Source organism: Streptacidiphilus melanogenes (assembly GCF_000787835.1).
Lineage (GTDB): Bacteria > Actinomycetota > Actinomycetes > Streptomycetales > Streptomycetaceae > Streptacidiphilus > Streptacidiphilus melanogenes.
Genome location: NZ_BBPP01000052.1, coordinates 20,231 through 43,134 on the forward strand (window position 1 = coordinate 20,231; position 22,904 = coordinate 43,134).

At 73.3% G+C, this 22,904-nt stretch carries 16 protein-coding genes; 6 read left to right on the top strand and 10 right to left on the bottom strand.

What is annotated here, in order from left to right; translation table 11 throughout:
• Nucleotides 1–16: 16 nt before the first annotated feature.
• The 5 genes from TR49_RS34605 to TR49_RS34625 form a co-directional block, all read right to left on the bottom strand.
• A complete protein-coding gene (locus TR49_RS34605) occupies nucleotides 17–1,729 on the bottom strand; it encodes an NAD-dependent malic enzyme (protein ID WP_042389134.1) in 1,713 nt (570 codons plus the stop codon).
• Nucleotides 1,730–1,842: 113 nt separating this feature from the next.
• Nucleotides 1,843–2,583: a class I SAM-dependent methyltransferase gene (locus TR49_RS34610; RefSeq protein ID WP_042389135.1), complete on the bottom strand. Its 741-nt coding sequence runs from the start codon at nucleotides 2,581–2,583 to the stop codon at nucleotides 1,843–1,845.
• A gap of 66 nt (nucleotides 2,584–2,649) precedes the next feature.
• Nucleotides 2,650–3,417 carry a helix-turn-helix domain-containing protein gene (locus TR49_RS34615; RefSeq protein ID WP_152627612.1) on the bottom strand — a complete coding sequence of 256 codons (768 nt, stop codon included), beginning with the start codon at nucleotides 3,415–3,417 and terminating at the stop codon, nucleotides 2,650–2,652.
• Nucleotides 3,418–3,686: 269 nt separating this feature from the next.
• Nucleotides 3,687–4,616, bottom strand: a complete 930-nt coding sequence (locus TR49_RS34620) for an NAD-dependent epimerase/dehydratase family protein (protein ID WP_042389141.1) — start codon at nucleotides 4,614–4,616, stop codon at nucleotides 3,687–3,689.
• A gap of 26 nt (nucleotides 4,617–4,642) precedes the next feature.
• The gene (locus TR49_RS34625; RefSeq protein ID WP_042389144.1) at nucleotides 4,643–5,647 is read right to left on the bottom strand and encodes a ScbA/BarX family gamma-butyrolactone biosynthesis protein; all 1,005 of its coding nucleotides are present in this window, start codon (nucleotides 5,645–5,647) and stop codon (nucleotides 4,643–4,645) included.
• Nucleotides 5,648–5,939: 292 nt separating this feature from the next.
• Here TR49_RS34625 and TR49_RS34630 point away from each other — a divergent pair, with 292 nt between their 5' ends.
• Nucleotides 5,940–6,653: a response regulator transcription factor gene (locus TR49_RS34630; RefSeq protein ID WP_236653659.1), complete on the top strand. Its 714-nt coding sequence runs from the start codon at nucleotides 5,940–5,942 to the stop codon at nucleotides 6,651–6,653.
• A gap of 51 nt (nucleotides 6,654–6,704) precedes the next feature.
• A complete protein-coding gene (locus TR49_RS34635) occupies nucleotides 6,705–7,361 on the top strand; it encodes a ScbR family autoregulator-binding transcription factor (RefSeq protein WP_042389148.1) in 657 nt (218 codons plus the stop codon).
• Nucleotides 7,362–7,364: 3 nt separating this feature from the next.
• On the opposite strand, the gene TR49_RS34640 is transcribed toward TR49_RS34635, so the two are convergent.
• Nucleotides 7,365–7,754: an ArsR/SmtB family transcription factor gene (locus TR49_RS34640; RefSeq protein ID WP_042389150.1), complete on the bottom strand. Its 390-nt coding sequence runs from the start codon at nucleotides 7,752–7,754 to the stop codon at nucleotides 7,365–7,367.
• A gap of 155 nt (nucleotides 7,755–7,909) precedes the next feature.
• Between TR49_RS34640 and TR49_RS34645 the strand changes: the two genes are divergently transcribed.
• The 3 genes from TR49_RS34645 (at nucleotide 7,910) to TR49_RS34655 (ending at nucleotide 14,703) form a co-directional block, all read left to right on the top strand.
• Nucleotides 7,910–9,121: an MFS transporter gene (locus TR49_RS34645; protein ID WP_042389155.1), complete on the top strand. Its 1,212-nt coding sequence runs from the start codon at nucleotides 7,910–7,912 to the stop codon at nucleotides 9,119–9,121.
• A 267-nt stretch (nucleotides 9,122–9,388) separates the two neighbouring features.
• Entirely contained in the window at nucleotides 9,389–13,150 is a 3,762-nt protein-coding gene (locus tag TR49_RS34650) for an ACP S-malonyltransferase (protein WP_236653660.1), read from the top strand.
• A 56-nt stretch (nucleotides 13,151–13,206) separates the two neighbouring features.
• Entirely contained in the window at nucleotides 13,207–14,703 is a 1,497-nt protein-coding gene (locus TR49_RS34655) for a hypothetical protein (RefSeq protein WP_042389157.1), read from the top strand.
• On the opposite strand, the gene TR49_RS34660 is transcribed toward TR49_RS34655, so the two are convergent.
• Nucleotides 14,672–15,100, bottom strand: a complete 429-nt coding sequence (locus TR49_RS34660; protein ID WP_052434904.1) for a pyridoxamine 5'-phosphate oxidase family protein — start codon at nucleotides 15,098–15,100, stop codon at nucleotides 14,672–14,674. The genes TR49_RS34655 and TR49_RS34660 overlap by 32 nt on opposite strands.
• Before the next feature lie 178 nt (nucleotides 15,101–15,278).
• Between TR49_RS34660 and TR49_RS34665 the strand changes: the two genes are divergently transcribed.
• On the top strand, nucleotides 15,279–16,892 hold the full coding sequence (locus TR49_RS34665) for a serine hydrolase (protein WP_042389159.1): 1,614 nt from the start codon (nucleotides 15,279–15,281) through the stop codon (nucleotides 16,890–16,892).
• Here the strand turns inward: TR49_RS34665 and TR49_RS34670 are convergent.
• The 3 genes from TR49_RS34670 to TR49_RS34680 form a co-directional block, all read right to left on the bottom strand.
• Entirely contained in the window at nucleotides 16,882–18,960 is a 2,079-nt protein-coding gene (locus TR49_RS34670; RefSeq protein ID WP_042389161.1) for a SpoIIE family protein phosphatase, read from the bottom strand. The genes TR49_RS34665 and TR49_RS34670 overlap by 11 nt on opposite strands.
• 368 nt (nucleotides 18,961–19,328) lie before the next feature.
• Nucleotides 19,329–22,130 carry a SpoIIE family protein phosphatase gene (locus tag TR49_RS34675; protein ID WP_084725729.1) on the bottom strand — a complete coding sequence of 934 codons (2,802 nt, stop codon included), beginning with the start codon at nucleotides 22,128–22,130 and terminating at the stop codon, nucleotides 19,329–19,331.
• A 63-nt stretch (nucleotides 22,131–22,193) separates the two neighbouring features.
• Entirely contained in the window at nucleotides 22,194–22,814 is a 621-nt protein-coding gene (locus TR49_RS34680; RefSeq protein WP_042389165.1) for an L-threonylcarbamoyladenylate synthase, read from the bottom strand.
• Nucleotides 22,815–22,904 lie beyond the last annotated feature (90 nt).

The window sequence follows — 22,904 nt, forward strand, 5'->3', positions numbered from 1 at the left end:
CGGGCTCACCGGTTCGTCAGACCGCGGCGACCGGGGCGTAGGACGGTTGCCACATGGCGGCGCGGATGCGGGATTCGAGGTCGGCGTCGAGGGTGGTGCGGGCGACGCCGTCGTGGTGGGCGGCGCGGGCGACGGCGGCGGCGACCGCGACGGAGGTCTCCCGGAGGTGGCGGGTCGGGGGGAGGATCGGGGAGCCGGGGGTGCTCGAGGGGACCTGACCGGCCACGGCGAGGGCGGCGGCGCTGAGCATGCCGTCGGTGATCCGGGTGGCCCGGACCACTATGGCGCCGAGGCCGAGGCCGGGGAAGACGAGGGCGTTGTTGGCCTGGCCGATCTCGTACGTCACGCCCGCGTGCTCGACCGGGCCGAACGGGCTGCCGGTGGCCACCAGCGCGCGACCGTCGGTCCAGGCGAGCAGGTCGCCCGGGGTCGCCTCGGCGAGCCGGGTCGGGTTGGACATCGGCAGGATGATGGGTCGGGCGGCGTCCGCAGCCATGTCGCGGACGATCGCCTCGGTGAAGGAGCCGCCCTGGCCCGAGGTGCCGACGAGGATGGTCGGCCGGCAGCGGTGCACGACCTCGGCCAGGGTGATCCCGGCCGAGCCCGCGCCGCGGACCCAGCCGGCGACCTCCGCGGCGGAGCGGGCGTAGGGACGCTGGAAGTCGCGCAGGTCGGTCATGTCGTCGGTGAGCAGCCCGTAGCGGTCGACGCACCAGATCCGGCGGGCGGCCTCCTCGCGGTCGACGCCGTCGGCCACCAGGGCGTCACGGAGCTGGTCCGCGACCCCGATACCGGCGGTTCCGGCCCCGAACACGACGGCCCGGTGCTCCCGCAGCGGGGTGCCGCTGGCCCGCACGCCGGACAGCACGGCGGCCAGGTTGACCGCGCCGGTGCCCTGGACGTCGTCGTTGAAGGTGAGATGGCCGTCCCGGTAGCGCGTAAGGATCCGGCGGGCGTTGCCCGTGCCGAAGTCCTCCCAGTGCAGGAGCGCCGCGGGGAAGAGCCGTGCCGCGGTCTCGACGTAGCAGTGCAGGAAGGCGTCGTAGGTCGCCGCGTCGACCCTGGGGTGACGGTTGCCCAGGTAGAGCGGGTCGTCGAGCAGTTCCTGGCGGTTGGTGCCGACGTCCAGCACCACGGCGAGGGTGCGGGCCGGATCGATCCCGGCGGCCGCGGTGTAGACGGCGAGCTTGCCCACCGAGATGCTGATGCCGCCGACGCCCCAGTCGCCGATGCCCAGGATCGCCTCCCCGTCCGTCGCGACGATCAGGTCCACGTCGTCCGGGCCGAGGCCGCTCGCGCGCAGGGAGCGCTCGACGTCCTGCGGCGCGTCCACGGAGAGGAAGAGACCGCGCGGGCGCCGGTAGTCGTGGCTGTAGTGCTCGATCGCGGTGCCGATGGTCGGCGTGTAGACGATCGGCAGCATCTCCTCCAGGTGCTCGCTGACCAGCCGGTAGAACAGCACCTCGTTGCGGTCGTGCAGCGCGGTCAGGTTCAGGTGCTTGGCCAGGTCGTCGGGCTGGGCGAGGTACTGCCGGTACGCGCGCGAGCTCTGCTGCTCGATCGTGAGCACGGTGGGCGGGATGAGGCCGACCAGACCGAGGCTGTCCCGCTCGTCCGGCGGGAAGGCCGTGCCCTTGTTCAGCCGCGGATCGGTGAGCAGCGCCCGGCCGCGGAGGACCGTCTCCCAGCGCTGATCCTGCGGGTTCCACCTCGTCGGCTGCACTGTCATCCCCGTCCGTTCCTGGTCGCAGGCGCACTCATCGTCTCCGCGCCCGCGGCGCCGGGCAATCCGGGACGGGCCACCCGGGGCGCCGCGCGGCCCTCCTGCGGTGAAGGCCGCGGTCAGTCGGTCTCCTTGACGGCGTGCAGCATGGTGACGCCCAGCCACGGGCCGCTGTACCAGTACCGCGGGCCGAGGTCACGCAGCGTGCCGTGCCCCAGATGGGCGGCGTACTGCCGGGCCATGGGCCAGAAGTCGGCCACGAGCAGCTGCCCGCCCGGACGCAGCACGCGCACGGCCTCGTCCAGCGCCCGCAGGCGTCGCTCGCGCGAGGGGATGTTGTGGATGGCCAGCGCGCTCGTCACCACGTCGAAGGAGCCGTCCGCGAACGGCAGGTCCGTCATGTCGGCGGTGCGGACCTCGACCCGGTCGAGGACTCCGGCCGCGGCGGCGTTGGCGAGCGTGGCCTCGGGGCGGTTGCCGCTCTGGTCCGTGCCGGACCACAGGTCCACGCCGACGGCGCGGCCCGACGGCAGGTGCGCGGCCGCCTGGACCAGCACCGCGCCGCGACCGCAGCCGAGGTCCAGCAGCCGCTCGTCGCCGCTCAGCCCGGCCCGGTCCAGCTCCTGCTCCCAGACGCGCAGCTTGCCGCGCAGCGTGGTGTGCAGGTAGACGCCGGTGCCGGCGAGCAGCACCGTTCCCAGGGCGGCGGCCGCCGTGCTCCCGCGCCGCCACCGTCGTGCGGTCAGCCCGCACGCGGCGCCGGCCAGGCCGAGCGCGGCCGGGAAGGCCGGGGCGTCGACGCCGTACCGCAGGCGGTCACGGTGTGCGGGCGGGGCGGTGTTCGCGCTGGTCGAAGTCATGCCCGCAGTGTCGTCGACGCGTCGGTCCGGCGTCTTGGACGAATGTTCCCCGGATCCGACGAGCGGTCACCCGGCCGCCAGATACCGCGGCGCGGCCCACGCGACGTCGTCGACCGCGAGCCAGGGTGCGGCCGCGACGGCCGTGGGGGTCGTTCCGGTGAAGGCCTTCACGTCGCGGTGGAGGTGGGACTGGTCGGCGTAGCCGCTCTCCGCCGCGACCAGCGCGGCGCTGTCCCTGGCGGCGAGACGGTGGGCCACGTGGTCGAAGCGGACGAGCTGGGCCGCGCGCTTGGGCGTGAGGCCGATCTGGGAGCGGAAGCGCGACCACAGGCGCTTGCGGCTCCAGCCGACCTCCTGCGCCAGCGCGTCGACCCGGACCGCTCCCCGCGCGCTCACCGTCTGCCGCCAGACGTGGGCGACTTCCGGATCGACCGCACGCCCCGCGGCGTAGCGGCGGGCGACCGCGGCCTCGGCGATCGCGAACCGCTCGTCCCAGGTCCTGGCGGTGCGCAGCCGCTCCTGGACGCGCGCGGCGTCGCGTCCCCAGAGGTCGTCGAACGGCACCACGGTTCCGCCGGTCTCCCCCGCCGCCGCGCCCAGCACCGCGTGCGCGACCGGCGGCGACAGCCGGACCTGGAGGCACGCCACGGCGCTGCCGCTCCCGCGCACCCCGCCGGGATCGAGACCGACCACGACGCTGCCGTGCGCCCGTCGGCCCCCGTCGTCGCCGACGGCGAGCGGGCCGTCGCCGAGGTCGAGGGCCAGGGTGACGGCCGGGTAGGGGACCACGCCGAGATCGACGGGCTCCGCGGTGCGGGCGCTGAACCCCGCCATGTCGACGCCCGGGACCGGGCAAGGGCGCCGGGACGGGGTCGCGACTTCCCACAACGCGGCTGCGTCGCGGGCCGATTGGAGCGACTGGACCGATCGCATGCCGCCCAGGTTAGGGCTTGTCCGCGGAACGCGTGGACCGTGGCACCTGCGGCTGCGCCGCGCGGGCCACGGGCGACATTCGTCCGAGACGCGACGCCCGGGCCGCGTCGACGCCGGCACCGCCCGCACGCTCCGCGAACTGAGGCGCACTCCGCGCTCACCGCCTCGCGTCAGGCGTCGGCGAGCGCGGACCGGTACCACGGGGCCGCCTGCGCGAAGGCGGACTCGAACCCGGGACCGGGGGTGAGGCGCAGGTCGCGCCAGAGTGGGGCGCTGTCGAACCAGTGGTCGGTGCGCAGCATGTCGAGGGCGTGCCGGGAACCGGGGTCGTCGGCCAGCATTCCGCAGGCCTGGTCCACGGTCATCTCGTACGGCGGCCAGGTGAGTTCGGACAGGTCGGCGACGGCGCGCAGCAGGGTCGCCGCGGTGACGGGTGCGGGGTGGGACGCGTGGTAGGTCGTGGTCGTCAGCCGGATGGCGGGCGCGAGCCCGGCGGCGACGGCGAGGCGGGCGAGCTCCTGCACGGAGACGAGCGAGAGGCAGGCAGACCAGCCGTCGACGGTGCCGGGCAGGGCCCGCAGCAGCCGGCTCACGCCCGGCACCACCCACGCGTCCCCCGCCCCGTACACGAGGTGCGGGCGCAGCACCAGGCCGCCGTCGGCGAGGACCGCGTCCTCGGCCGCGGCGCGCGAGGCGGAGGTGGGCGAGGCCGGGTTCCGGGTCAGCTCCGCCGGGGTCGCGCCGCAGAAGGCGCCCCGGCCGTAGACGGAGGCCGTGCTCACGTAGACGATCCGGGACACCCCGGCGCGGCGCGCCTCGGCGACCAGGTTGCGGGTGCCCTGCGCGTTGACGGACTCGTTGTTCTGCGCCGAGCCGCCGATATAGGAGGCGCAGTGCAGCACGACGTCGATCCCCTCGCACACGCCGCGCAGCGAGTCCGGGTCGCGGAGGTCGGCGCAGACCACCGCGCACGCGGGACCGGTGACGACCGCCGGGCGGCGGTGCGACATGAGTCTGAGGGCCGCGCCCTGCCGCGCGGCCTCCTCGACGACATGCCGTCCGAGGAAGCCCGCCGCGCCGGTGATCAGAACGGTGGTCATGCTGTGCTCTCCTGTCGGCAGGGTGGTCAGTCGTTCGGGCGGCCGAGCAGCAGGTCGGCGCGGAAGACCTGCTCGCCGTGCTGGGTGGCGCTCACCCGCACGCGGACGGTGTCGACGCGGTCGGCCCGGGGCGCGGCGCCGGGCTCGATCCTGGCCTCCAGCCGGCACGGGGCGTCCAGTTCCGCGTAGCGCAGGAACGAGCTCTCCATGCCCAGCAGCACCGCGCCGGGCTGCCGGGTGACGGCCCGGGCGGCCTGCCGGGCGGCTTCGAGCAGCAGCATGCCGGGCACGTGGTCGACCGGGTGGTCGAAGAAGATCGGGTGGTCGGTGTCGACGCGCAACTCCCAGTGGCCAACGGCCCCGGCGGCACCCGCCCCGGCGGCACCGGCCCCGGCGACGGGAGCCGGAGCCGCGGCGAGCAGCACGTCCTGCGGCGTGGCCCGGCCGACCGACGCGGGGTCGACCGGTACAGGCAGGGGACGTCCGGTGGTGACGGGCCGTCCGGCGCGCATGCGCCGGTGCACGGCGTCGCTGGTGCAGCTGAACCGCGCGCCGCCGGTGGCGACGGGCCGTCCGGCGCGCAGCACCGTCACCTCGTAGCGCATCGCCGCGATGGTGCGGCCGCGGCGCACGATGTCGCGGCAGACGGTGCGCAGTTCCACGTCCGTCGGCGTCGGACCGGCCGTGAACGCCGCGGGGGTGGCGGCGAACGACAGGTCCCACATGAGGAACTGGTGGCCGAACGGCACGTGGTACTCGGCGTGCGAGAGCAGCAGCCCGGCCTGCCGCACCGACTCGGCCAGGAGCATCGGGTCCTGAAGGCCGAGAGCAGGGGTGAACAGCGCGTGTCTCCTGGGCCACTGGGCGCGCACGACGAAGGCGTCGCGGTCGCCGTCCGGAGCGGCGCCCCAACCGGTGAGCAACACCTCGGCCACAGAGGCGCGGTGGACGTATTCGCGAGGCACGGTCGCGGTGAGCGGCGGCGAGGCCGCGGCGACGTCGTTCCTCCGAGCTTGTGCGAGACCCAGCACGTTCGGCTCCCTCCCCAACGGAAAACCCGTACACGATCAACATACAGGCAGGTCTGCATGTTTCTGAGCGCCAGGCGTTAAGAATCCGACAGAGATGCCTTGTTTGCGCCCAGATTGCCGCCACATTGCGAGCTTGTGAAGCCAACCCCACGCATACTCACGTGGCTTGACGCGCTCTATGTCCGAATCTGACCATTCTGGACCGACGTTGACAACCAGACAAGTCTGCCTGGTACTGTCCCCCCATGGTCGCTCAACAGTTCGCAGTGGCGCACGGGGAGGGGCAACCCACTTGCAGACCGTTACCGAAGAGACCGGGCAGGCGGGGGACACGCAGGGGCTGCGGGTGCTGGTCGTGGAGAACGACCCGGACGCCGCCAAGAGCCTGGTGCACGAGCTGCGCAGACACGGCCACGCCGCGAGAAGCGTGGGCACCGGAGGGCTCGCGCTGCAACTGCGCCCGGGAGTCGACCTCGTCCTGCTCGACCTGGACCTGCCCGACCTCGACGGGCTCGAGGTGTGCCGCAGACTCAGGGCGGAGGGCGACACCCCGATCATCATCGTGACCGCGCGCGGAACGGAACTCGACCGCGTGCTGGGCCTGCAGGCCGGCTCGGACGACTACGTGGTCAAGCCCTACGGCCTGCGGGAACTGCTGGCCCGGATCGACGCGGTGATGCGCCGGGCCCACCCCTCCGCACCGCCCTCGGCACCGGTCATCACGCACGGCACACTGCGCATCGACGCCCGCACCCGGGAGATCGCCCTCGGCGGTCGGCGGATCCCGCTGACGCCCAAGGAGTTCGACCTGCTGCACCTGCTGGCCTCGCAGCCCGACACGACCCTCTCCCGTCGCCAGCTGCTCCGCCAGGTCTGGGACGACGAGTGGTCGCACCAGGGACGCACCATCGACACCCACGTCAGCAGCCTGCGCAGCAAACTCGGCTCGGGCAGCTGGATCGTGACGGTGCGTGGAGTGGGCTTCCGGATCGGCGAAGCGCGATAACATACAGGCAAGTCTGTTTGGTCTACGACCCCGAGCCGCGAGGACTAGAGGATGGCCCAACAAGAGCGCGGAATCCGATCGAGACGCTCGATCCTCGAAGCCGCCGCCGAGGTGTTCGGCGAGCGCGGGTACGACGCCGCCAGCACCAACGAGATCCTCAGCCGGGCCGGGCTCACCCGCGGCGCGCTGTACCACCACTTCCCCTCGAAGGAGGCCATCGCCGCGGCGCTGGTGGAGGCGCAGAGCGAGGCGCTGGTGCCGCCGGACCGCACGGTCAAGCTCCAGGCCGTGATCGACATGTCGCTGGAGTTCGCCCGGCGCCTGCAGTGGGACACCGTGCTGCGGGCCAGCGTGCGCCTGGCCGTCGAGCAGTCCTCGTTCGCACAGTCGGCGCAGGCCCCGTACGACGAGGCCATCGCCGTCATCGAGCACCTGCTGCGACAGGCCGACCGGCAGGGGGAGCTGCTGCCAGGGATGGAGCTGCGCGAGGTCGCCTCGACCGTGGTCGGGTCGTTCACCGGGCTGCAGGTGATGTCGCAGGTCTACAGCAACCGTCAGGACCTGCCCGCGCGGGTCTCCGCGCTGTGGCGGCTGCTGCTGCCGGGCCTCGCCGCTCCGGGCATCATGCCGCGGCTGCGGACCAGCGCGCCCCCGGCCGAGGCGGAGGCCGGAGCCGTCGCCCCGGACCGGCAGACGGCTCCGGCATGACCTTCACAGCAGGCCGTCCGCCAGGCGGGCGTCCCCGCCGACGGCGCTCCTCAGCTCCTCGACCAGCGCGGCGATGCGCTCCTCGTCGCGCCGGTAGTGGGTCCACTTGCCGACCCGGGTGGAGCGCACCAGCCCGGCGCGCTCCAGCACGGCCATGTAGGCCGAGACGGTGGACTGGGCCAGGCCGCTCTTGGCCTGGATGTGACTGACGCAGACGCCGACCGCCCGGGGATCGGTGACGGCCGGCTCGACCGGGAAGTTCCGCTCCGGCTCGCGCAGCCACTGGAGCACCTGCAACCTGACCGGGTTGGCCAGCGCCTTGAGCGCCTCCAGCAGCGACGCGAGGTCGTCCGTCGCGGCTGCGTCCGTCGCGGATGTGTCGTTTGTGATCATGAGCCTTCCTGGCGGCGCGGGACCGGCACCGATCCATCGATGATAAGCGATGCGTCGGCTTGACAGAACATATCGACGTTATGCGATGCTTCGATGCGTTGGGGTTCACACGGCACGGTCCCGCACCGCTTGCCATGGCACTGAAGGGATTTGACATGCCTATCGGGCTCATCGCCCTGGCCCTGGGGGGCTTCGGCATCGGCCTCACCGAGTTCGGGATCGTGGGGCTGCTCCCCGAGGTGGCAGGCGACTTCCACGTCTCCGAGTCGGTAGCCGGCTACCTGATCTCGGGCTATGCGCTCAGCGTCGCGATCGGCGCGCTGCTGCTGACCGCCGCGGTCTCCCGCCTGGACCGCAAGAAGGTCCTGGTCGGCCTGATGGCGCTGTTCATCGTCGGCAACCTGGTCTCGGCCGTCGCCGGCAGCTACGACGTGCTGCTCGTCGGCCGCATCGTGGCGGCGCTCTGCCACGGCGCGTTCTTCAGCGTCGGTGCGGTGGTCGCCTCCGACATGGTCGCCGAGAACAAGAAGGGCAGCGCCATCGCGCTGATGTTCGGCGGCCTGACCGTGGCCAACGTGCTCGGCGTGCCGCTGGGCACCTTCCTCGGCCAGCAGGCCGGCTGGCGCTCCACCTTCTGGGCCATCACCGTCATCGGCGTCATCACACTGATCGGCATCCAGGTCCTGGTGCCGCGCGGCACCGAGTCCGCCCGGACGAACCTGCGCAGCGAACTCGCGGTCTTCCGGCGGGGCCAGGTCTGGGTCTCCGTCACTCTCAGCATCCTGGCCTTCGGCGGGGTCATCGGCGGCTACACCTACATCGCCTTCACCCTCACCAAGGTGAGCGGCTTCGCGACGACGACCGTGCCGTGGCTGCTGGTCCTGTTCGGCGTCGGCACCTTCATCGGGAACTTCGTCGGCGGCAAGGCCGCGGACAAGTCGGTGAACGCGGCCCTGATCGGCATCATGGCGCTGCTCGCCGTGGTCATGGCGGCGTTCGCCCTCACCGCGCACAACAAGATCGCCACCGTGGTCGCCCTGCTGCTGATGGGGGCCGTCGGCCTCGCCTCGGCGCCCGGCCTGCAGGTGCGCACCATGACGTACGCGTCGGACGCGCCCACCATGGCCTCGGGTGCCAACATCGCGGCCTTCAACGTCGGCAACGCGCTGGGCGCGTGGCTCGGCGGGCTGGCGCTGGCCGCAGGCGAGGGGTACGTGGCCCCGCTCTGGGTCGGCGCCGGACTCGCCCTCGCCGGGCTGGTCGTCGTCGCCGGCGGCTCCCTCGGCCGCGGCACGGCCCCGTCCCAGACCGCGGCGGCGTCCGACGGGGCGCTCCACGCGGACATGACCGAGGCCGGGGTCTCGTAGGAAACATCCAAAGAACTACCTGTCCCACTCCCCCAAAAAAGAGCCGGGGCCGGAGAGCGAAAGTTCTCCGGCCCCGGCTCCTTTCTTGCGCCCGAGTGCACCTCTGACATTTCTCTGACATTCCAGTGAGGAAACGTTCACGCGCCTCTGACCTGGCATGACAGAACCCTGAACCAAGATCGCTTGAAGGTCCGTCAGCCCCTGCGGAGAATTCTCGAAGATGGCTTTTCCAATTCCGCACAGGACAATCCTGAGAGGGCGATTCGCGTGTCCCGCTCCCTTTTTCGCGCCGTCCCGGCTCCTCGGGGGGCCGTCGAACTCACGCTGCCGGCCGACCACGCCCTGGACGCGAAGAACCGGGCGCGCGTCGCCGGATTCTTCCCCGGCCTGGGCAGCCGGTCCTTCTACCGCAACCTCGACCGCACCCTGCTGGACTGCGGCGTCCCCGAGGTCGCCGGCATCTACCGCGAGGCGGCCCGCACCCTCGGCGTCGCCGGAAGGCCGGACCTGCTGCTTCTGGCGTCCACCGCCCCCCGGCGGGGCACGCTGGAGCGTCAGGGCTTCATCGGGGCGGCCCTGCTGGTGCACGGCCTGGTCCTGGACGCGTGGCTCAGGCACCGGATCGCCGAGTCCGGGACGCCCGCCGACGTGGTCGCCTACACCGGCGAGAGCTTCGGCGTGCTCACCGCCGCCGTGGCCGGCGGGGCGCTGACCGTCTCCGACGGGGTCCGCATCGCCCACGCCTTCACGCCGCTGATGCTGCTGGCCGCCGGGGGCGCCGACAGCGACGAGCCGTTCGCCCGGGACCTCGCCCGCCACCTGCCCCCTTCGGTGCTCGGGGCTCCGCTGGTCCCTGAGCCGTGCCACGTGCTGGCCCTCACCGCGCCGGGCACCGAGGCCCTGGAGGCGGTCCTGGCCGCGATCGCCACGCGCTTCCCGCTCACCGACGTGGAACCGCACAAGGCGTACGCGCCGACCCAGGCCAACCTGTACGTCCGCGCGGGCTTCCGGGCGCGGTTCGACCGCTTCGTCGCCGCCTTCCCCGAGGTGACCGTCGGCGAACTGAAGGACCCGACCGTCTTCCTGGCCCACTCGGCGCGGATGCGGCCGGCGCGGCAGGCCCTGGACGCCTTCCTGGACGCGAACGGCATCCGCTTCCGGCAGCCCCGGGTGCCGGTGGTGTCCAACCACGACATGTCGCTGCTGACCACCGCCGCGGACGTGCGCCGGGGCGTGCTGGCCATGACGGACCAGGTGATGGCCTCGCGGGAGACCTGCGAGACGCTGAACGGCCTCGATCTGGACCTGGTGCTGGAGTTGGGGCCGGGCGGCAAGTCGCTGCGGCTGCTGCGGGACAACGCCGTCGAGGTGCCCTTCACCGAGTACACCGCCCGCCGCGAGGACGACGAGCACGTGCTCGGCGCCGTCACCGCGACCGGCCGGGCCCTGGCCCGGCTGGAACACCTCTACGGCCGTGACGAGCCGCTGGGCGACCCGGATCTCGAACTGGTCCGCGACCTGTTCCGCCGCGCGGGCCGCAGCGCGTTCGCCGAGGAGTACACGGCCCGCGCGCTCGAACGGGTCGTCACCGTGCAGATGCTGCGCCCGGACCGCAACGGCACCCACGCGTTCTACCGACTCCTCGAACTCCTCCAGCACACCTGGAACCACCGCGAGCACGTCGACACCGCAGGCGGTGAACTCGTGGCCAGGGCGCGCCTGAAAAAACGGCTGACCGGGGCGGACCCTGAGCGGCTCGGCCGGGCCGAGCTCGAACTCGACGTCCTCACCCCGTCCGGGCGCTCCGCGCACCGGACGGCGCGGACCACCCGCCCCGAGGTGCTGGTCGTGCACTTCGACGCGCCGGTCGGGCTGGACGAGGACGCACTGGCCGACCGGATCCGGCTGCTTCAGGTCGAGCAGCCGGCGGCGATGCGCATCCGCGACGCGCTCCGGCGCGAACTCGGGCTCGAGGAGGACGCGCTGCCGCCGCAGGGCCTCCGGATGCTCTACCAGTACCTGCTGTTCGACGCGTTGCAGCAGCACCGACCCGCGCTGTTCGCGCAGAACGAGCACTACCTCGCGGGCGGCGACCCCCTGGGCTGGCTCACGGCACTCGCCGTCTCCGGCGCGGCCCCGCTGGCCACCGTGATCGGCCTGTTCGTCGACGGGCCGCGTCCGGAGGCGCTGGAGCGGATGCTGGACGGGCTCGCCGAGCCGCAGATCCCGCTGGTCTCCCCCGCGGGCGTGCCGGTGCAGTCACGCAGGGACCTGGCGGAGACCACCCGCGGCATGCTCGGCGACGGACCGTCCCACCGCTGGGCCCACGACGGCCGTGCGCGGATCCACCTGGGCGGCAACTGCCAGGTGATCTCCCTCGGTTCACGGTTGACGGCGGCCGAGGTGGACGCCGGCCCGCACCACGCGGACCTGGTCCGGGTCGGGGAGCCGGCCGAGATCTGGCGCCGACGGCGCAACCCCGCGCTGGACCGGCTGGAGAGCGCCTGCGCGCTGGCGCTGACCCAGGAGAACGCGCAGGTGCTGGAGACCGCGCGCAGCCGCCGCGTGCTCTCCAGCACGGTCTACGCCTACATCGGCATCGACGAGTCGGTGGTCAGCTTCGGCAAGGGCGGCAGCGAGTCCATGACCGTCTTCGTCCGGAAGCAGGGCGAGGAGCGGGTCACCGTCCGCAAGATCCTCAGCGAGGCGCTGACCACCGCGCGCTGGAACCCGCAGGGGACGGGCGTGATGCTGCCCCCGTTCGCCAAGGCCAGGAAGCAGGCCGAGTACCTGCGGGCGCTGCCCGCCTCGGTACGCCCCTACTTCCCCGAGGTCTTCGACGTCGCCGAACGCGAGGTACCGGTCCCGCCGCACCGCCGTCGCACCGGACAGGCGCACGGCCCGGCGGGCGGCCCCGCAGTGGACCGCGAGGTGCTGTACGAGATGAGCTACGTGGCCGGGGAGGAGGTCAGCCGGTTCGTCGAGCGGCACTCCCCGCCGCCCGTGCTGGTGGCCCGGCTCTACGAGCAGGTCGTCCGGGTGCTCAACGAGCGGGTGCACAGCGTCGGCCGGGTGCCCGCTCCCGGCGAGACCCTGGACGTCTCCTACTTCCGCAAGATCGAGGACCGGCTCGACCTGTGCCGTCGCACCGCGCCGCGCACCTTCGGCGAGCATCTGCTGGGCACCGAGCGGATCGTCGTGAACGGCGTGTCGTACCTGAACTCCGGCGCGCTGCTGCGCCGGTTCCGCGGCAACCCGGCCTATGCGCGGGTCCTGGAGCCCCGCTTCCACTCCCTGGTCATGGGCGACACCAACACCGAGAACATCAAGATCACCGACAGCGGCCCGCTGCTGCGCGCCCAGCGCCTGATCGAGTCCGGCGCGCCCCGGGAGAAGGTGGACGCCGCCCTGACGGCCGTCACCGCCGAGGCGCTGGGCATCCGCTTCCTGGACCCGCGGGCGATCGGCTTCAAGAGCGAGGGCGCGGACACCCGCGACGACGCGATGTACGACAACAAGCCGTGGCACAACTCGATCGGCCACTACGACGAGATCCACTTCGAGCACTTCACCCTGGCCGTCGACGCCGGCGAGGACCGCACCCCGCGCGTCGACGTCGGCTTCCTGGAGGGGAACCCGTACCAGCGGGCCTACCGGGTGCGGGATGTGACGGCCAAGGGCGGCGCCGTGCACCCCGAGGCCCCGCAGGGCATGGAGGACCACTTCGCCCCCGTGATGACGGCCGCCCTCGGTCTGGACGACCCCGCCTCGCCGTTCCTGGAGCAGGACCCCTACTGGCTGGTCCGCTTCGTCTTCATGATGGGCCAGCACTTCACCGCCATGCCGCCGTTCCACTTCCAGCAGGAGCTCGACGGCACGCTGGTGGACGACCACCGCAGCCAGCGCCGCCCCGTCGCGATCTACTGCGAGGGCGTCAAGTGGCTGAACTGGGCCCTGGAGATGCTCGACGGCACCCGCACCGAGTTCCTCGGCCTCCCCGTGCCCGCGCTCCCCCACCTGCGTGCCTGAGCACGACCTGCCACCGACACCCCCCGCCCCGCCCCGCCCCCGGAAGGAGTCCTCGCATGACCACCGTCTCGTTCCCGGTCCCGGTGCACGGCCTGCACGAGCTGACGACCGAGACCCGCGTGATCGCCACCCCCTGGAGCCGCATGGTCCGCGGCATCGGCCTCGGCCAGCACCCCGTCGCCTACGACCCCGAGGCCGCCGCGCGCATCCGGCGCACGTTCGGCCTGCTCGACGACCGGGGCGCCGGAAGCAGCCCCTACACCCGGTTCTCCTCGCTGCTGGCCGACTTCGTCCTCGCGACGGTGCACCCGTCGCGAGGCCCGCACCGCCGCGCCACGCCGGAGGAGCTGGCCCCCGTCCTGGCCGCCCTGCGCGCCGAGGAGAACCCGTACTTCCGGGTCATGGCCGGGTGCATCCTGACGGACGCCGTCGCCAAGCTCGGCCTGCCCCGCTCACTGCTCGTCGACGACGGGACGGACCTGCCGGCGGAGCTGCTGGAGGTGGTGGACCGGATCGAGCCGGACCGGGCCAAGGACGAGAACGCGGGACGCCACGGGCACTACGAGCGCCTGTCCGCCTGCACGGCGGTCTTCCTGGCGACGGGTCAGCTGGGCCTCGGTGACCGGCTGGTCTCCGGGCCGCGGAACCGGGTCCGCGAGGCGCTGGACCTGCTGGACCAGGTCCCCGCGCCCTTCTTCCGCGGCCGCGGCGGCTCCATGCTGCTGTCGGTCGTCTCCCTGCTCGGCCACGGAGGGCTGATCTCCGACGACGACGGCCGGGACCGGCTGCGGGAGGTCCTCTCCCATCTCGACCGCGCCGACGAGCCGGGCGACCCGAACCTGCGCCCGGCGTTCCCCCAGCCCATGTCGGACGCCTTCGTCCGGATCTACCCGCTGCTCACCGTGCTCAACGCGGTCGCCATGACCGACCGGGCGGAGGCGTACCTGACCCACGGCCGGGACCGGCTCGCCGAGGCCCGGGAGCTGATGGCAGCGCTCACCCCGGTCGAGCGGACCCACATGGGCCTCTACTACCTGGTGGCGCTGCACAACCTCGGCCGGCTGCGGGACCAGGTGCCGGACCTGGACGCCTTCGTCGAGGACGTCGTGGGCCAGTGGGAGCACATCGACCCCGGCGCCGACTACTTCCTGCGGGGGATCTCCTACGCCTACATCGTGCAGACCGCGATGCTCACCGGCCGGATGGACCTGATCGGCGAGCCCCTGCTGAACCGGTGGGTGGACGGGTTCCCGCGGATGGACCGCAGCGACGACGACCGGGTCAACCGGCCCTACCCGTTCGCCTACGCGCTCAACGTCCTGGCCGAGATCGGCCGCACCGACCTGCTGTTCCACCCGAGGGAGAGCTACGGCGGGGCCGCCCCGGTCGATTGGGTCGTCGGCCGCCTCTCGGAGGGAGGCCGCGAGGAGCACCGGCTCTACATGCTGAACCACGCGCTGGTCAGCTGGGCGCTGCGGCTCCGCGGCCCCGGGCGGCGGGAGACGCCGCTGTTCGACGGCTTCACCCCGTTCCGTAGCTCCGGTGCACGGTGAACTCGTAGACCAACCGGCCTTCGTCCACCATCCGCTGACGGAACGCCGCCCCGTCGAGCTCGCCGCCGAACCAGCTGAGCGCGCCGGTGGGGCGGCCCTGCATCTCCCGGAACAGGCGTTCGCTCTGCTCCGGGACGTCGGGGCCCTCCAGGATCGTCACCGTGGTCTCCAGCGTGAGCCAGCGGTACGAGTCGCTGAAGACGAAGACCGTGCAGCGCGGGTCCTGACGCAGCCGCGCGGTGCGCACCCGGTCCTGCGTGCCGCTGCTCCACAGACGCCCGTCGACCAGCACGACGCCCACACGGGCCGTCTTCGGGATGCCGTCGGGGGCGACGGTGACCATGGCGGCCATGTGGTGGTCGGCGAGGAACGCGAGATCCCGATCGGAGAGCTGCACAGCGTCAGCCTACGCGGACATATCCCTGTGAACCGGTGCACAACACGCGGCACCTGCCGCGCTGCTCACGGAGCGTTACGTGCGCCGCCCGCCGGGTGGCGGCCGGCCCCCGCGGCAGGCACCTTCGGGCCAGGCGGGCCCGCCCAGCGGCCCTCGACCCGGAGGGACCGCAGGGACGATGCGACTGTCACGGCTTCTCGTCTCCGCCGGCGCCGTCACGGCCCTGGCCGTCCCCGGCGCCTTCTACGCCCTCGGCGGCGCCGCCGAGGTGCGGCAGAGCTCCGCGTCACCCGCCGCCTCGCCCTCCGCCGCCCCGCCCGGCCAGCAGCCACCGCAGCTGTCCGAGTCCCAGGTCGACGGCGCCCTGGGGAAGTTGGACGGCGTGGTCGGCAACGCCATGCGACAGACCGGCGTGCCGGGCGTCGCGGTCGGCGTCGTCTACCGGGATCAGGCCGTGTACGCGAAGGGCTTCGGCGTGCGCGAGGTGGGCAGGCCCGACCAGGTCGACACCGGCACCGTGTTCCAGCTGGCCTCGATGTCCAAGCCGCTGGCGTCCACCGTGGTCGCGGAGGCGGTCGGCCGGAAGGTCGCCGACTGGGACGCCCCCGTGGTGACCTACGATCCCGGCTTCGCGCTCAAGGACCCGTACGTGAGCGCCCATGTGACGGTCGCTGACCTGTTCTCGCACCGCAGCGGCCTGCCCGACCACGCCGGCGACGTGCTGGAGGACCTGGGCTACGACGGCGACTACATCGTCTCGCACCTGCGCCTGGAGCCGCTGGCCCCGTTCCGTGCGAGCTACGCGTACACCAACTACGGCGTCACCGCCGCCGGGAACGCGGTGGCCTCGGCGGCCAAGTCCTCCTGGCCCGACCTGGCCGCGAACACCCTGTTCAAGCCGCTCGGCATGGCCCACAGCAGCTACCGGCGCGGCGACTACGAGGCCGCCGCCGACAAGGCGAGCGCCCACGTCCGGGTGAACGGCCGCTGGCAGCCGTCGACGACCGAGAATGCCGACTCCCAGGCCCCCGCGGGCGGAGCCAGCTCGACCGTTGACGACCTGACCCGGTGGATCCGGTTGCAGCTGGACAACGGGGCCTACGGCGGCAAGCAGCTCGTCGACGCCACGGCTCTGGACCGGACCCGGCTCCCCCACTCGATCGCCGCGCCGCCGCGGGCCCCCGGCGGCGAGCCCGGGTTCTACGGCCTGGGCTGGAACGTCAACTACGACCAGCTGGGCCGGCTGCGCCTGAACCACTCCGGCGCCTTCGACCTCGGCGCGGCGACGACCGTCACGCTCCTGCCCACCGAGCAGCTGGGCATCGTCGTGCTCACCAACGGGCAGCCCATCGGGGTCCCGGAGGCGATCGCCGCCGCGTTCTTCGACATCGCCCAGAACGGCCGGCAGACCGTCGACTGGCTGGCCCTCTACGGCAAGGTGCTCGGCGCCGCCGCCGACGCGGGCGCCTCCCCCACCGACTACGCCAAGCCGCCCGCGTCCCCCGCCCCCGCCAGGGCGAACAGCGCCTACACCGGCGTTTACAGGAACGACTTCTACGGCCCGGCGACCGTCAGCGCCGCCGCGAACGGGCAGCTGTCCCTGGTGCTCGGGCCCGACCGGCAGACGTTCCCCCTGACGCACTACACCGGCGACACCTTCAGCTACCGCACCCGCGGCGAGAACGCCGTCGGCCTCTCCGGCGTCACCTTCCACTCCGGCCCCACCGGCACGGCCGACTCCGTCGTCCTCGAGAACCTGAACACCACCGGCCTGGGGACCTTCACCCGCTGAGGCCGCCCGCTCGGCGGGTGCGGGCGAGGAGGAGGGCGACGTCGTCGGTGCCGTCGTGGTGGTGGAGGGCGTCGAGGAGGAGGTCGCAGGTGGCCTCGAGGGAGGGGCGGTCGCGGTTGAGGAGGTCGGTGAGGGCCTGCAGGCGGGTGTCGATGGGGTGGTCACGCGTCTCGACCAGGCCGTCGGTGTAGAGGAGGAGTTCGTCGCCCTCGCCGAGGGTCAGGCGGACGTCCTCGAAGGCCGCGCCGCCGACGCCGAGCGGGACGCCGGTGGGGAGGTCCAGCAGGCGGGGCGCGTGGCCGCGGCGGGTGTACACCGGCGGCAGGTGCCCGGCGGAGGCGAGGCGGCAGCTGCCGTCGTGCGGGTCGTAGACGGCGTAGACGCAGGTGGCGATGGTCTCGTCGAGGCCCCCGGCGATGCCGTCGAGATGGGTGAGCACGGTGGCGGGGTCGAGGTCCAGTCGGGCCAGGGTGCGGGCGGCGGTGCGCAGTTGGCCCATCGTGGCGGCCGCGTTGATGCCGCTGCCCATCACGTCGCCGACGACCAGGGCGGTCTTGTCGCCCGCCAGGGCGACGACGTCGAACCAGTCGCCGCCGACCTCGACGACGCTGCCGGCCGGCTGGTAGCGGTAGGCGACCTCCAGACCGGGCGGCTGGGTGGGACGGGCGGGCAGCAGATGCCGTTGCAGCGCCAGGGCCGCGTGGCGCTGGCTCTGGTACCAGCGGGCGTTGTCGATGCAGACCGCCGCGCGGGCGGCCAGCTCGGTGGCGAGGAGGACGTCGTCCTCGCCGAAGGGGTGCGGGTTGCGGGCGCGCATCATGTCGAGCGCGCCGAGGACCTGCCCGCGGGCGCGCAGCGGCACGGCCATGTAGGAGTGGATCCTGGCCTGCTTCAGCAGCTCCGCCGCGGCCTCGTCGCGGGCGATCCGCGGCAGGTCGGCGTCGGTGACGTGGGCGACCAGCAGCGGTCGTCCCTTGCGGACGCTGCGGGTGACCAGCCGGCTCGCGTCGTACCTGGCGATCTCGCCGACCGGGTCGGCGGCCTCCGCGAGCGGGGTCCGGTAGGCGGTCTTGATCGCGAGGGCTCGGAACATGGCCGGGCTGCCGTCACCGGTCCGCGCCGTGCTGTCGGAGAGCACCGAGTCCAGGACGTCGACCGCGGCGAAGTCCGCGAACTCGGGTACCAGCACGTCCGCGAGCTCGCGGGCGGTGACGTCGAGGTCCAGGGTGGTGCCGATGCGCTCGGAGGCGTCGGCGATCACGGTGAGCCGACGGCGGGCCGCGGCCGCGGCGATCTCCGAGCGGTGCTGCTCGGTGACGTCGACGATCGAGGACGCCACCCCGACGATCCGTCCGCCGGGGTCGTCCAGCCGGTAGTACGACACGGACCAGGCGCGCTCGACCGTGGGCCGCGCCGGGGTCCGGCCCACGGTGAGCTGGTCCAGCAGCGGCGTCCCGGTCTCCAGCACGGTGCGCATCGCTGACTCGATCCCCCGCGCGTCGAGGAAGGGCAGCGCCTCGCCGGTGGTGTGCCCCAGCTGTTCGAGCGCGGAGATCCCGTTGATGCGCTCCAGCGCCGGGTTGACCAGGATGTAGCGCAGGTCGGTGTCGACCGCGGCGAGCCCGATCGGGGACTGCTCGACCAGGCGCAGCGAGAGCGCCAGGTCGCGCTCCAGGCGGCGCAGGGTGGCCTCGTCGCTGGCGAGCAGCAGCGCGTAGTGGCGCCCCTGCCCGTCCTCGAGGCGCATGTTGCGGAACTCGGTCAGCCGGGTGGAGCCGTCCTTGTGGCGGACCGGGAAGACGCCGGCCCAGGCGCGGCCCCGGGACATGATGCCGGCGAACCAGGACAGCACCCACGCGACGTGCTGCTCGTCGACCAGGACGCGGGCTGCGGGCCGCCCCAGCGCCTCGGCGGCGGAGTAGCCGAACAGGGCCTCGGCCTGCGGGCTCCACAGGGCGATCCGCCCCTCGGAGCTCAGCACGATCGCCGCCACGCCGAGGACGTCCAGCAGTCCGCCCGGCTCCAGCGACGGGTCCTGCTCCGGCCCGCTCCTGTCCGCGGCTCCCATCCGGCCACCTCCCTCCGCCGGCCCGCACCACCGCGGTCCCGGCGCCCGGGAATCACCCCCCTATCGTCTCGCGACCACCCCAACCCGCCAGCCGGCCCGCACGGACTTCGTACCGAACGTGGCCAGGGCGCCGCTCTCAAGGCGGCGACAGACCAGGGGGCCACGGCAAAGCGCCCGCCGAGTGGGATGCGCGGCTTCGGGGGTCGCCTGCCCCCAGAGGGGGCGGCCCTGTGCCACGTGAGGCGGCTCCGGTGGCATCGCGCCCACCGCGCGGGCGCGCGGCGGCGGGGCGGTGACCACACGGCTCCTGCGCGAGGACGGCCGCAGCCCCGTGGGCTGAGGGCCGGGCGAGGCCGCGGATGCGAGCCTCAGGGGTCCGGAAGGAGGGTCTGTTCGCACCAGATGGTCTTGCCGTTGGCGGTCTGGCGGGTGCCCCAGCGTTGGGTGAGTTGGGCGACGAGGAGGAGGCCGCGGCCGCCCTCGTCGAAAGTGCGGGCGCGGCGGAGGTGAGGGGCGGTGCCGCTGCCGTCGGCGACCTCGCAGATCAGGGTGCGGACGGGCGCGCCTCCCTGGGCGGCGAGCGGCTCCGGGTGGATCAGCCGCAGCTGGATGGGCTCGCGGCCGTACCGGATGGCGTTGGTGACGAGCTCGCTGAGGACCAGCTCGGTGACGAAACCGGCCTCGTCCAGGCCCCAGGCGGCGAGCCGGAGGTTCGCCTCCGACCGCAGGCCGGCGACCGCCGCCGGGTCCGCGGGCACGTCCCACGTCGCGACCCGGTCGGCGCCCAGACGCCGCACCCGGGCGACCAGCAGCGCGGCGTCGTCCGCGGGCCGTTCCGGCAGCAGCGTGGTGACGATCCGGTCGCACAGCGCATCCAGCGAACCGCCGTCGGCGGCGACGGACAGCGCCTGCTGCAGGGAGTCGAGCCCGGCGTCGATCGCGCGCTGCCGGTTCTCGATCAGGCCGTCGGTGTAGAGCGCGAGCAGGCTCCCCTCGGGCAGGACCGTCTCGACGGCTTCGAAGGGGAGCCCGCCGAGACCGAGCGGGGGCCCGGCGGGCAGCTCCAGGACCGTCGCCCTGCCGTCGGGGTGGGCCACCGCGGGCGGCGGGTGTCCTGCACGGGCGAGGGAGCAGCGGCCCGAGACGGGGTCGTAGACGGCGTACAGACAGGTCGCGCCGACGTCCGCGACGGGGGTGCGCTCCGCGCCGGTCGCGGTGTCGGTGTCCGTGTCCGCGGCCAGCCGGATGACGAGGTCGTCGAGGTGGGTGAGCAGCTCGTCGGGCGGGAGGTCGGCGTCGGAGAGGGTCCGCACGGCGGAGCGCAGCTGGCCCATGGTCGCGGACGCCTGGAGCCCGTGGCCGACCACGTCGCCGATGACCAGCGCCACCCGCGCGCCGGACAGCGGGATCACGTCGAACCAGTCGCCGCCCACGCCGAGCCGGGGGTCGGCCGGAAGGTACCGGAAGGCCGCGTCGACGGCGGACTGGTCCGGCAGCCGCCGCGGCAGCAGGCTGTGCTGGAGGGTCAGCGCCGCGGTGTGCTCGCGGGCGAAGCGGTGGGCGTTGTCCAGGCAGACGGCGGCCCGGGCGACCAGCTCCTCGGCCAGGGTCAGGTCGTCGGCCGCGAACGGGTCGGGGTGCCGGGAGCGGAGGAACTCCACCACGCCGAGGGTCGTGCCGCGGGCGATGACGGGGACCACCATCCACGAGTGGATCCCGTAGGTCCGGCAGGTCGCGGAGCGGGCGGGGTCCTGGGCCAGCCACACGCCGATGGCCCGGTCCTCCACCTGGTGCAGCTCGGAGCGGCCGGTCTCCAGACAGTGGGCCTGCGGCGAGGCGTCGGTGTAGAAGTCGGCCTCGCCGACCTCGACCACGGCCTCGGGCGCGCCGTCGAGGACGGACCGGTGGGCCACCCGGCGCAGCACCGCCCCGGTGACCGGCCCCGGGGCCGGCTCGCTGCCGCTGAGCAGGTCCTCGACGAGATTGACGCTGACGAAGTCGGCGAGCCTGGGCACCGCCACGTCCGCCAGCTCCTGCGCCGTGGTGGCGACGTCCAGGGTGGTGCCGATGCGCATGCCCGCGTCGTAGAGCAGCTTCAGCCGCTCCCGCGCCTCCTCCGCCCGGTCGGCCACCGTCAGCAGCTCGGTGGTGTCCCGCAGGGTCGCCACGTATCCGGAGGGACCGCTGCGGGTCTGTGTGGGCCGGAAGTTGACGGCCAGTAGGCGGTCACCGGCCGGATGCACCTCGTCGGTGACGGTCCGCCCGGACCCCAGCAGCTCGGCCATGCCCGGCTCCAGGCCGAGTTCGTCCAGCGGCAGCCCCTGGGCGTCCGGGGACAGGCCGAGCAGGTGCTGCGCCTCGTCGTTGGCGAGCACCAGCTGCTGGTCGGCGTCGAGGATCAGCACGCCTTCGCGCACGCTGTGCAGCACCGCGTCGTGGTGCTCGTACATCCGGGTCATCTCGACCGGACCGAGGCCGTGGGTCTGGCGGCTCAGCCGCCGGCTCACCAGCAGGGCCCCGCCCGCGGCGAGCACCAGCGCTCCCCCCGCCAGAGCGATCAGGAGCGGCTGCTGGCGGTCCGCGGTGGCCGCGACGTCGGTGGTCTGGACGCCCGTGGTGACGAGTCCGACCACGTTGCCCTGGGCGTCCTTGACGGGGACGAGCGCGCGGACCGCGTTCTGCGGGGAGCCCTTGAAGATCTCGGTGAAGGACTCCCCGGCGGCCGCCCGGGCGATGTCGCCCTGCGCCCGCTGGCCGATCAGGTGCGGCTCCGGGTCGGTGTACCGGATCCCGTCCTTGCTGAGCACGTCGACGAAGTCGACGCCGGAGCCCTTCTGGGCCTCCAGGGTGAGCGGCTGGAGCTCCGCCGTGGGATCGGGAGACTGGAGGGCCTGGACCAGGCCGGGGGCGTGGGCGAAGCCCTCCGCGACGGCGAGTGCCCGGTCGCGGGCGTCGCTCTGGGCGTCGTGCGTGGTCTTGATTGCCAGGGCGATCGTCGCGGCCACCACGAGCAGCAGCAGGACCGTCAGCTGCCACACGAACGCCTGGCCCGCGACGCTCCAGCCCCGGCGCCGACCGGGTCGTCGTGCGGGCCGCCGTCCGGGCCCTCCGCTGGGCGAGGCCGACCGCGCGGGGCTCCCTCGCACCCAAAAGTGGCCGAATCTGCCCATAAGTAGTCTTTACCCCGTTGCACCGCGCCTAGGCGGGACCGCGGCGAGCGCAGGAATCCGCTCCTACTCGAACCGGGAGGGGTCGCCCGCGCCCCGGCGGACGATCTCGGCCTCGCCGCCGGAGAAGTCGATCACCGTGGTCGGCTCGGTCCCGCAGTCCCCCGAGTCCAGCACCGCGTCCACCACGTGGTCGAGCCGTTCCTTGATCTCCCAGCCCTGCGTCATCGGCTCGTCCTCCTCCGGCAGCAGCAGCGTGCTGGAGAGCAGCGGCTCCCCCAGTTCGGCCAGCAGCGCCTGGGTGACGACGTGGTCCGGGATGCGAACCCCGACCGTCTTCTTCTTCGGGTGCAGCAGCTGCCGCGGCACCTCGTTGGTCGCGGGCAGGATGAAGGTGTAGCTGCCGGGCGTCGCCGCCTTGATCGCGCGGAACACGTTGTTGTCGACGTGCACGAACTGCCCGAGCTGGGCGAAGTTCTGGCACACCAGCGTGAAGTGGTGGCGGTCGTCGAGGTGCCGGATCGAGCGGATCCTGGCCAGGCCCTCGCGGTTGCCCAGCTGGCAGCCGAGGGCGAAACAGGAGTCCGTCGGGTAGGCGACGAGCGAGCCGGACCGGATCAGGTCGACCACGTTGTCGAGGATGCGCTGCTGCGGATTCTGCGGATGCACGTCGAAGTACTTCGCCATCCGCCGAGCCTACGGGATCGGGCGGCCAACTCCCCGGCGCCACAACCCCGGACATGCCGGAGGGCGGCCCCGCGCGGGGCCGCCCTCCGG